This is a genomic window from Erwinia sp., assembly GCF_031978025.1.
Classification (GTDB): domain Bacteria; phylum Pseudomonadota; class Gammaproteobacteria; order Enterobacterales; family Enterobacteriaceae; genus Erwinia.
Genome location: NZ_DALZCD010000179.1, coordinates 1 through 8,912 on the forward strand (window position 1 = coordinate 1; position 8,912 = coordinate 8,912).

The window sequence follows — 8,912 nt, forward strand, 5'->3', positions numbered from 1 at the left end:
AAAAATATAATCAGCTACCGGATACCAGCTCGCTGGCGGTCAGAACTTCTGGCCTGCTGGGTGAACAATATCTGGAGCTTAACGTCGGTTTTGACGATCCGGAGATGGGAACGGCTATGCTTAAGGACGGCAGTACCATTCAGGACACCAAGTCAGCAATGGTGCTGGAAGATCTGATAGGCCAGTTCCTGTACAAAAGCGGCAGCGGTAACGACAGTAAAAACGCAACGCCGGATAATAGCGGTGCGTCAGCCCCGGCCGCAGCGACTAACCCTTAAGAGGAGCAGTAATGTTTAAACGTTTCCTGATGGTGGCCATGTTAATCATCGCCCCGGTCGCGGCCAATGCCGCCGCCGACCAGACTAATCCGTACAAGCTGATGAATGAAGCGGCAGAGAAAACCTTTACCCGCCTCAAAAATGAGCAGCCTAAAATCAAGCAGGATCCCAATTACCTGCGGCAAATCGTGCGTGAAGAGCTACTGCCTTACGTACAGATTAAATATGCCGGCGCGTTAGTGTTGGGTCGTTATTACAAAGAAGCGACGCCTGCGCAGCGCGAGGCCTATTTTAAAGCATTTAGCGACTATCTGGCTCAGGCTTATGGCCAGGCGCTGGCGCTCTATCACGGTCAAACCTATCAGATCGCACCTGAGCAGTCTTATGCCAACGCTAACATCATTGCCATTCGTGTCTCTATTATCGACCCCAATGGACGTCCGCCGGTTCGCCTGGACTTCCAATGGCGTAAAAACAGCCGGACAGGCGACTGGCAGGCTTACGATATGATTGCGGAAGGGGTCAGCATGATTTCTACCAAGCAGAACGAGTGGGCGGGCATCCTGCGTCAGAAAGGCGTTGATGGCCTGACCGACGTGCTGAAAAATGCCGCCAGCCAGCCTATTACGCTGGACAAGCAGCAGTAATGGACTCGCTTAACTGGCGCATTGAGGCCAACCGGCTGCATCTGACGGGCGAGCTGGAGCGAGAAACGCTGTTGCCTCTGTGGCAGCAGCGTGAAACGGTGATGAAACAGATTGATACCATTGATGTCTCCGCGCTGGACAGGGTCGATTCAGCCGGGCTGGCCCTGCTGGTGCATCTGCGTCAAATCGCGTTACAGCAGGGGAAAGCGCCGGGTTTTACCGGCATTACGGACAAACTGCGTTCACTGATCGCCCTCTATAATCTGCAGCAGTTCATTACCGCCGAACGCTGACAGCACGGACGCGTTCCTGATGAAAAAGCCTCTGCACCCGCGGAGGCTTTTTTGCCTGTTTAAGATAGCTCCGCTTTCCACTACTATGTAGGCCTGTTTATCCTCAACCGAATTTAGAAAATCCCATGGAAACTAGTGAAATTCAATCCGTGCTGATGGCCGCGCTGCCACTGCAGGAAGCTATCGTAACCGGCGATGGCAGCCACTTTCAGGTGATCGCCGTAGGCGAGATGTTTGGCGAACTGAGCCGCGTGAAAAAACAGCAGGCAATTTACGCGCCGCTGGCGGCCTATCTTGCTGACAACCGTATTCATGCGCTGTCCATCAAAACCTATACGCCGGAAGAATGGGCACGTGACCGTAAGCTGAACGGTTTTTAAGTCGCCATCTTCATCGCTCCGGGCGATGAAGAGGCCGCACTCTATAGCTGATTAATTGAGAGCAGGTTTAATGGATAAATTTCGTGTGCAGGGCCCGACCCGTTTAAGCGGGGAAGTGACCATTTCCGGTGCTAAAAACGCTGCGCTGCCGATTCTTTTCGCTGCTCTGCTGGCGTCCGATCCCGTAGAGATTCAGAATGTCCCGAAACTAAAGGACATTGATACGACTATGAAGCTGCTGAGCCAGCTGGGCGTAAAAGCAGAGCGCAACGGCTCGGTGCATCTGGATGCCAGCGACGTCAACGTCTACTGCGCGCCTTACGATCTGGTGAAAACCATGCGTGCTTCGATTTGGGCGCTTGGCCCACTGGTAGCGCGTTTCGGTCAGGGGCAGGTTTCTCTGCCCGGCGGCTGTGCTATCGGCGCGCGTCCGGTCGATCTGCATATAACCGGCCTTGAGCAGCTGGGCGCCGAGATCAAGCTGGAAGAAGGCTATGTCAAAGCATCCGTAGACGGGCGCCTGAAAGGCGCGCATATCGTGATGGATAAGGTCAGCGTAGGCGCTACCGTCACCATCATGAGCGCCGCTACGCTGGCTACCGGTACTACCGTGATTGAGAATGCCGCTCGCGAGCCGGAAATCGTTGATACGGCGAACTTCCTGAACACGCTGGGCGCAAAAATTACCGGCGCTGGTAGCGATCGCATCACTATCGAAGGCGTCGAGCGCCTCGGCGGCGGTGTTTACCGTGTGTTGCCAGATCGTATTGAAACCGGCACTTTCCTGATTGCCGCGGCGATTTCGGGCGGCAAAGTTATCTGCCGCGACACGCAGCCAGCTACGCTGGATGCGGTACTGGCTAAGCTGCGCGAAGCGGGAGCCGATATCGAAACCGGTGACGACTGGATCAGTCTGGATATGCACGGCAAGCGGCCAAAAGCGGTCAACTTCCGTACCGCACCGCATCCCGGTTTCCCGACCGATATGCAGGCGCAGTTCAGCCTGCTGAATCTGGTGGCGGAAGGCACTGGTGTGATCACCGAAACCATTTTCGAGAACCGCTTTATGCATGTGCCGGAGCTGATCCGCATGGGCGCACACGCGGAAATCGAAAGCAACACGGCGATCTGTCACGGCGTGGAAAAATTATCGGGCGCTCAGGTTATGGCTACCGATCTGCGCGCCTCAGCAAGCCTGGTACTGGCTGGCTGCATTGCGGAAGGCACTACGATTGTGGATCGTATCTACCATATTGACCGTGGTTATGAGCATATCGAAGACAAGCTGAGAGCATTAGGCGCTAACATTGAGCGCGTAAGCGGCGAAGAATAGCGTAACCGCGCACGGTAAGTTGCTGTAGGGGCGGTAGATATCTACCGCCTTTCTTTTATGAGCGAATTAGCTTCTTGCGATCGAGCAGGCTATGGGTCACTGGGTCGTAGTAGCGGCTGGGCCAAATTTCGGCCGGATGGATGTTAAGCGCATTGGCAATAATCCATTCACCTTTAGGCCAGGGCCTGAACAGCGCGTTTGCGAGCGTTGACGAGCTTAGTCCGGCTTCCCGTGACACCTGGGCCATCGTCGTGCCTCTCTTTTTCAGACCTGCAATAATATCCGCGTTATGCCAGTCGGCTTTCTTTTCCAGCATCTGCTTTTCCTCCATGGTCGCATCGCTTTTTCTGGAAACGTCAGAACGCAGTATTGCCGTCGCTACGGCATTGATTGCGAACTTAATCAGAATATTTAATAGGTTAATCATTAAATATTGCAGCCAGATTTATAGCAATAATTGGCAATATATTTCCAATAATATTTAAGCGGCGTTTTGTTTTTGAGGCGTAATGCGCAAAAGTTACGTAATAGCGTGATGCATTACATTACAAAAAGGGATCCAGAAAGCGGAACAGGCAAGGAAAAGAAAGCGCGGCTGACCGCGCTTTGGGATTAAAATTCGCGTTGAACAGACATATGGGCCAGCGCTTCCAGCGCGCTTCGCCAGGGGGATTCTGGTAACACATTCAGACAGGCAATCGCCTTATCGGCTTCGCGTTCTGCCGATTCGCGCGTCCAGGCCAGCGAGCCGCATTGATGCATGGTTTCCAGTACCGGTTCCAGCAGGTGGCGGCCGTTACCTTGTTCAATCGCACCCCGGATCATGGCGGTTTGTTCTGGCGTACCGTTACGCATGGCGTGCAGCAGCGGTAGGGTAGGTTTGCCTTCGCTGAGATCGTCGCCAACGTTTTTCCCCAACGTTTTACCGTCGGCGCTGTAATCAAGAAGATCGTCGATAAGTTGGAAAGCGGTGCCGATATAGCGGCCATAATCCTGCAACGCCTTTTCCTGCTCCGGCGTGGCCTCAGCAAGAATAGCGGAAGATTGCGCTGCGGCTTCAAACAGGCGAGCCGTTTTACTGTAAATCACCCGCATATAGCTTTCTTCAGTAATATCAGGGTCATTGCAGTTCATCAGCTGCAAGACTTCGCCTTCTGCTATGACGTTAACCGCTTCAGACATCAGCTCCAGCACTCGCAGAGAGCCAATGCTGGTCATCATCTGGAAAGCGCGCGTATAGATAAAATCACCGACCAGCACGCTGGCAGCGTTACCGAAAGCGGCATTGGCGGTGGCTTTCCCACGGCGCATATCCGATTCATCCACCACATCGTCGTGCAGAAGGGTGGCCGTATGAATGAATTCTATCAGCGCTGCTACGGTAACGTGTTGTTTACCTGAGTAATTAAGCGCACGTGCGGCCAAAACGGCGATCGTCGGACGGATGCGCTTGCCTCCACCGCTAATGATGTAGTAACCCAGCTGATTGATGAGGGAAACCTCAGAATTCAACTGCTCGAGTATGGTTGCGTTGACGTCCGCCATGTCTTGCGCGGTGAGTTCGTTTATCTGTTCTAAGTTCATCAGTCTTTTCAGCTATTGCCCACTATGCGGCTAATGATAAGCGTCTTTACCCGTGCCTGCGGCATGTAATGTATAACAGATTGTACTTGAAAATGACGACTGTGAAACATTTGCCTGTGCTTTGCGTTTTTTTTCTGCAATACCCGTTATCAGGCACTTGTCATCGCGTGCGAAGTTGCGTAGAATTCGCGCCCTATTGTGAATATTTATAGCGCAGCCTGAACTCAAGACGGCAAGCGCGAGAGCGGAGTTTATATGTACGCGGTTTTCCAAAGTGGTGGTAAACAACACCGAGTGAGCGAAGGTCAGACCGTTCGCCTGGAAAAGCTGGACATCGCAACCGGCGAAACGATTGAATTCGACCAGGTTCTGATGATTGCCAACGGCGAAGAAGTTACGATCGGCGCACCTTTAGTTTCAGGCGGCGTGATCAAAGCAGAAATCATTGCTCACGGTCGTGGCGACAAAATTAAGATTGTTAAGTTTCGTCGTCGTAAACACTACCGTAAGCAGCAGGGTCACCGTCAGTGGTTCACTGATGTGAAGATCACTGGCATCAGCGCCTAAGAGGAGATCTGACAAATGGCACATAAAAAGGCTGGCGGTTCCACTCGAAATGGCCGCGATTCCAACGCAAAACGCCTGGGTGTTAAGCGTTTCGGTGGCGAAAGCGTTCTGGCAGGTAGCATCATCGTTCGTCAGCGTGGCACCAAATTCCACGCGGGCACCAACGTAGGCTGCGGCCGTGACCACACCCTGTTTGCTACGGCAAACGGCAAGGTCCTGTTTGAAGTGAAAGGCCCGAACAACCGTAAATACATCAGCATCGTTGCTGAGTAAGGTTTTCGTGCCTGAAGGCGGTACCTGATACCGCTTTCAGCAGCGAATCAAAAAGCCCCGCTATGATTGCGGGGCTTTTTACATTCTGCCTCTGGCGCGCCAATCAGGTTGCCAGTAAAACCCTTTGCTGTACACTTTGTATTCAGCTGCATGATGTCTTAAGGCGATCCCCTGTCTGGAAATGACGCGAGGGCTGCGCCCCGGACAGCCGTCATAAGGCCTGCGAGCCGCGACGGATCATCCTGCCAGCAGCGGGCAAATGATTTACGGAGAAGTAACATGAAGTTTGTTGATGAAGCGACGATCCTCGTTGCTGCGGGTGATGGCGGCAATGGCTGCGTCAGTTTCCGTCGTGAAAAATATATTCCCAGGGGCGGCCCGGATGGCGGCGACGGTGGTGATGGCGGTGACGTCTATATGCAGGCCGACGAGAACCTGAATACCCTTATCGATTATCGCTTTGAAAAATCTTTCCGTGCCGAGCGCGGGCAAAACGGCCAGAGCCGCGACTGCACCGGTAAGCGCGGTAAAGATATTATTATCAAAGTGCCGGTGGGCACCCGCATCATCGATCAGGGCACTGGCGAAACGCTGGGCGATATGATGAAGCATGGTCAGCAGCAAATGGTCGCTAAAGGCGGCTGGCATGGCCTGGGCAATACCCGCTTTAAATCTTCCGTTAACCGTACGCCTCGTCAGAAAACGATGGGAACGCCGGGCGAGAAGCGCGACCTTCAGCTGGAACTGATGCTGCTGGCCGATGTAGGGATGCTGGGCTTGCCGAATGCGGGCAAATCTACTTTTATCCGCGCCGTTTCCGCGGCTAAGCCTAAAGTGGCGGACTATCCGTTTACCACCCTGGTGCCAAGCCTGGGCGTGGTGCGTATGGACAGCGAGCAGAGCTTTGTCGTGGCCGATATTCCGGGCCTGATTGAAGGCGCTTCTGACGGGGCGGGTCTGGGTATCCGTTTCCTTAAGCACCTGGAACGCTGCCGCGTACTGCTGCACACCATTGACCTGGCGCCAATTGATGAAACCGATCCGGTAGAAAATGCCCGCATCATCCTGGGCGAGCTGGAAAAATACAGCGAGAAGCTTTTCAATAAGCCTCGCTGGCTGGTTTTCAACAAGGTTGACTTGCTGGATCAGGAAGAAGCGGAATCCCGTGCGAAAGCCATTGCCGACGCGCTGGGCTGGACGGATAAATACTATCTGATCTCGGCCGCCAACCGCGTTGGCGTCACGCCGCTGTGCTGGGACGTGATGTCCTTCCTGAATGCCCATCCAAAAGAGGCTGAAGTCGAAGAGAAGCAGCCGGAAAAAGTCGAGTTCATGTGGGACGACTATCATCGCCAGCAGCTGGAAGAAGCTGAAACGGCGGTGGAAGAAGACGACGACTGGGATGACGACTGGGATGATGAAGACGACGAAGGCGTCGAAATCATCTACCAGCGTTAATCCGCAAAGGGCGCCAAATGGCGCCCTTTCTGTTGCGGCAAACAGGGGCGTAATTATTCCTTCCCGATAAGAAAGATAATCATTATCATCTTCTCTATCCGATTCTTTGCAAAGCCTCACGCTTTGCTCCGTCTGAATGAGTTGACCCATGCGTACTCCCACTCTGCGAATCTTTTCCCTGATCCTTGCTGTCTCGCTGCTGTCGATTGGTTCAACTCGTGCCGAAGAAGGCTGGCCGCGGCATCTTCCCGGCATTAAGGGCGAGATAGTGTTAAAGAAGCAGCCTGAACGGATCCTTTCTACCAGCGTCACGCTGACCGGCTCGCTGCTGGCAATAGGGGCACCGGTTATCGCCAGCGGAGCCACTCTGCCCGGTCACCGTATCGCCGACGACCAGGGGTTTTTTCGCCAGTGGGGAAAAGTGGCGGCAGAAAAAGGGGTGAAGCGGCTTTATAGCGGTGAACCTAATCTTGAAGCGATTGCTGCCGAAAATCCGGATCTGATTATCGTCAGCGCCACCGGTAACGACTCGGCGCTGCCGTTCTATGACCGCCTGGCCGCACTGGCGCCGACGCTGGTCGTTAACTATGACGATAAAAGCTGGCAGGAAGTTGAACGCGTGCTGGCGCAGGCTACGGGTAAAGAGGCGGAGGCGGAAGCTTCCATTCAGCGCTACGCCCGGCGTGAGCAAGAGGTCAAAGCGAAACTAAAATTGCCCCCGCAGCCCGTCTCCGCGCTGGTCTACAATCCTGCTATTCATTTGGTCAATCTTTGGACCCCGGCATCTGCTCAGGGAAAATTGCTGGCATCGCTTGGCTTTACCCTGGCAGAACCGACAGCCGTGCTACGCCAGGCGAGCCAACGTCTTAAGCGCCGGGACATTATCCCGGTAAGCGGGGAAAACCTGGTCACGGGTCTGACGGGACAGTCGATCCTGCTGTTCGCCGCAGGCGATAAAGCGCAAGCAGCGCTGCTGGCCGAGCCGCTGGTAGCCCATTCCCCGGCGGTGCGAAATAAGCAGGTTTATACGTTGGGCGAAGAGAGTTTCCGACTGGATTACTACAGTGCCAATAACGTACTGACTCGCCTGGAGCAGCTTTTTTCAGACAAATAGTTTTCTCGTGCCTTGGCATCCGTGAAGGCACCGTTCTTTTTCCGATCTGCTCTCTCCTGTTATCAATCCCCCTAAATGATAATGAGACAAATAATCAAATTGATAATTGTTTTCATTTGAAATAATGTATGACCGCCAGGTCAGGGATGGACGTACCTGTTGCCTGCCAGGCGTAGGCGGACGATACCAGTTCCGCCTGTTTACTCATCTATTTGCCTCTGTAGAGACTGGCGGAGGCGAATCTACAGGGAATGAGAAAGTTGAATAAATTATCAAAACTCTCACTGACGGTTTTGCTTGGGCTGGGTGCAATCGCCGCCATGGCGGACGACACTACAAGGACGAAGGCCACTCCCGGCGATGCGGGGGATGCAGAAGGCGGAACTATCATGGTGACGGCGGAGCAGCAAAATTTGCAGGCGCCGGGCGTGTCCACTATTACTGCCGACGAAATCAAAAAACGGCCTCTTTCACGCGATCTTTCTGAAATTATCCGCACCATGCCGGGTGTTAACCTTACCGGCAACTCTACCAGCGGACAGCGCGGCAATGGCCGTCAGATTGATATTCGCGGTATGGGGCCCGAAAATACGCTGATCCTGATCGACGGAATGCCGGTTGCCAGCCGTAACTCGGTGCGCCTTGGCTGGCGCGGCGAACGCGATACGCGTGGCGATACCAATTGGGTACCACCCGAAATGGTTGACCATATCGAAGTGATCAGAGGCCCGGCCGCCGCGCGCTACGGTAATGGTGCAGCAGGCGGCGTGGTGAATATCATCACCAAACAGACCGGTAACGACTGGCACGGCAGCTGGAACACCTACCTGAATATGCCAGAGCATCAATCCGAAGGGTCTACCAAGAGATCGAACTTCTCTCTGAGCGGCCCGCTGGGTGATGATGTCAGCTTCTCTCTGTGGGGCAACCTGAGCAAAACGCAGGCGGACGCGCAGTTTATTAACGAAGGCCATCAGTCGCTACG

General features: G+C 54.0%; 11 protein-coding genes and 1 pseudogene. 10 read left to right on the forward strand and 2 right to left on the reverse strand.

All coding sequences use genetic code 11. The features are described 5' to 3' along the window. The 5 genes and pseudogenes from RTK32_RS14410 to murA all read left to right on the forward strand — a co-directional run. Nucleotides 1–278, forward strand: a pseudogene (locus RTK32_RS14410) (outer membrane lipid asymmetry maintenance protein MlaD); the annotation flags it as partial. A gap of 11 nt (nt 279–289) precedes the next feature. Beyond that, nucleotides 290–925, forward strand: coding sequence for a phospholipid-binding protein MlaC (gene mlaC / locus RTK32_RS14415; protein ID WP_312045115.1), 636 nt, complete (start codon nt 290–292; stop codon nt 923–925). Next, nucleotides 925–1,218, forward strand: coding sequence for a lipid asymmetry maintenance protein MlaB (gene mlaB, locus RTK32_RS14420; protein WP_312045116.1), 294 nt, complete (start codon nt 925–927; stop codon nt 1,216–1,218). Before mlaC ends, mlaB begins: the two co-directional genes overlap by 1 nt. A 125-nt stretch (nt 1,219–1,343) precedes the next feature. Beyond that, nucleotides 1,344–1,598, forward strand: coding sequence for a BolA family iron metabolism protein IbaG (gene ibaG / locus RTK32_RS14425; RefSeq protein WP_125287098.1), 255 nt, complete (start codon nt 1,344–1,346; stop codon nt 1,596–1,598). A 70-nt stretch (nt 1,599–1,668) separates the two neighbouring features. Further along, on the forward strand, nt 1,669–2,931 hold the full coding sequence (gene murA / locus RTK32_RS14430; RefSeq protein ID WP_312045117.1) for a UDP-N-acetylglucosamine 1-carboxyvinyltransferase: 1,263 nt from the start codon (nt 1,669–1,671) through the stop codon (nt 2,929–2,931). A 55-nt stretch (nt 2,932–2,986) separates the two neighbouring features. On the opposite strand, the gene RTK32_RS14435 is transcribed toward murA, so the two are convergent. Both RTK32_RS14435 and ispB read right to left on the reverse strand, forming a co-directional pair. Next, a complete protein-coding gene (locus RTK32_RS14435; protein ID WP_312045182.1) occupies nt 2,987–3,247 on the reverse strand; it encodes a helix-turn-helix domain-containing protein in 261 nt (86 codons plus the stop codon). Between the two features lie 296 nt (nt 3,248–3,543). After that, nucleotides 3,544–4,515 carry an octaprenyl diphosphate synthase gene (gene ispB, locus RTK32_RS14440; RefSeq protein ID WP_312045118.1) on the reverse strand — a complete coding sequence of 324 codons (972 nt, stop codon included), beginning with the start codon at nt 4,513–4,515 and terminating at the stop codon, nt 3,544–3,546. A gap of 255 nt (nt 4,516–4,770) precedes the next feature. Between ispB and rplU the strand changes: the two genes are divergently transcribed. The 5 genes from rplU to RTK32_RS14465 all read left to right on the forward strand — a co-directional run. Beyond that, on the forward strand, nt 4,771–5,082 hold the full coding sequence (gene rplU / locus RTK32_RS14445) for a 50S ribosomal protein L21 (RefSeq protein WP_125287102.1): 312 nt from the start codon (nt 4,771–4,773) through the stop codon (nt 5,080–5,082). Nucleotides 5,083–5,097: 15 nt separating this feature from the next. Beyond that, entirely contained in the window at nt 5,098–5,355 is a 258-nt protein-coding gene (gene rpmA, locus RTK32_RS14450; protein ID WP_012666719.1) for a 50S ribosomal protein L27, read from the forward strand. A gap of 279 nt (nt 5,356–5,634) precedes the next feature. Further along, nucleotides 5,635–6,813, forward strand: coding sequence for an Obg family GTPase CgtA (cgtA, locus tag RTK32_RS14455; protein WP_312045176.1), 1,179 nt, complete (start codon nt 5,635–5,637; stop codon nt 6,811–6,813). A 148-nt stretch (nt 6,814–6,961) separates the two neighbouring features. Further along, nucleotides 6,962–7,927, forward strand: coding sequence for a Fe2+-enterobactin ABC transporter substrate-binding protein (fepB, locus tag RTK32_RS14460; RefSeq protein ID WP_312045178.1), 966 nt, complete (start codon nt 6,962–6,964; stop codon nt 7,925–7,927). A 320-nt stretch (nt 7,928–8,247) separates the two neighbouring features. Beyond that, on the forward strand, nt 8,248–8,912 hold a 665-nt coding region (locus tag RTK32_RS14465; protein WP_409451100.1), incomplete at its 3' end, for a TonB-dependent receptor plug domain-containing protein.